1 protein-coding gene and 1 pseudogene are annotated in these 1,209 nt (G+C 52.6%); both read left to right on the forward strand.

The annotated features are described in order from the left end of the window. Positions 1-217 precede the first annotated feature (217 nt). Positions 218-646 (forward strand): RrF2 family transcriptional regulator, encoded by a 429-nt coding sequence (locus tag PAECUDRAFT_RS24225; protein ID WP_006040801.1) that lies wholly within the window; start codon positions 218-220, stop codon positions 644-646. Between the two features lie 66 nt (positions 647-712). Then, a pseudogene (trxA, locus tag PAECUDRAFT_RS24230) lies at positions 713-1,025 on the forward strand (thioredoxin). Positions 1,026-1,209: the final 184 nt, after the last annotated feature.

Below are 1,209 nucleotides of genomic sequence, written 5' to 3' on the forward strand. Positions count from 1 at the left end.
ATGTTGCGGCGCTTGATGCGTTGGATGAGGGACGGCGGTTTGGTCCTGACCCGATGACGTTCGTCTAGGCAAGCGGCTGTTGGCATCGGCTATTCGATTAACAGAATGTTCATGGGATAGGAACTTGCGACGAGCTGCAAAATAAGGGAAGCCGCCTGCTTGACACGGTGAACTGTAACTGATATTATTACAGTACAAAGCGGGGTGGCAACCGGCAATGAACAGTGAATTTACGATAGCCGTACACAGCTTGGTTTACCTGGCCTACGTGCCGGAACGAATGGCTTCAAGTGAAGCGCTCGCCGACAATGTCGGGCACGCATCCAGCTCGCATTCGCAAAGTGATGAGCGCCTTCGCAAGTCGGGCTACGTCGCAACGCGGGAAGGCGCGGGCGGCGGTTACCGGCTCACGGCTGAGCCCAATGAGGTTTCGCTTGGCGATATTTATCGCGTAATGGCGCAAGGCTCATTGATGCCAAGCTGGTGCTCGGGCGACCCGGAGATGGATTGCGTCGTCGGCTCGAACATGAAGCAAGTGATGTTCGGCATTTTCTGCACTGCGGAGAAGCGGCTTGAGACTCACTTTAATGCGATTACGATTCGGGATGTGCTTGGGCAAATTCATGATTGTGTAGACTGTGAGTAAGCAATCAGCAGCGGTATGAAGGGGTTCACCCATCCCATACAATTTAGTGGAGAGGAATGATCCGACATGGCAGTAGCATTGACTAAGGAAAATTTCAACGCAAAGCATTGAGAGCGGCGTATCGCTCGTAGACTTCTGGGCGCCTTGGTGCGGACCTTGCAAAATGCAGCTTCCAATCGTTGAGGAGCTCGCAGGCGAGCTTGCAGGCCAAGCAACGATTGCAAAAATCAACGTTGACGAGCAACCGGAGCTCGCTTCCCAATTCGGCGTAATGAGCATCCCTACGCTGATTCTGTTCAAAGACGGCCAACCGATCGACAAGCTCGTTGGTCTGCAAAGCAAAGACGCTCTGAAAACGAAAATCCAAAACAACCTGTAAGGTTGAGCGGATAAGCGAGAAAAAGGCGGTGCAGAAGATTGTTTCTGCGCCGCCTTTTTGTATTTGAGAGCGAGAATAGGGCAGAAAAAAGTGCGCTATGCGGGAGTTTGATGCACACGAGCGGGAATAGGGCAGAAAAAAGTGCGCTATGCGGGAGTTTGATGCGTACGAGCGGGAATAGGGC

The sequence above is a fragment of the Paenibacillus curdlanolyticus YK9 genome, from assembly GCF_000179615.1.
GTDB classification, from domain to species: Bacteria; Bacillota; Bacilli; order Paenibacillales; family Paenibacillaceae; genus Paenibacillus_T; species Paenibacillus_T curdlanolyticus.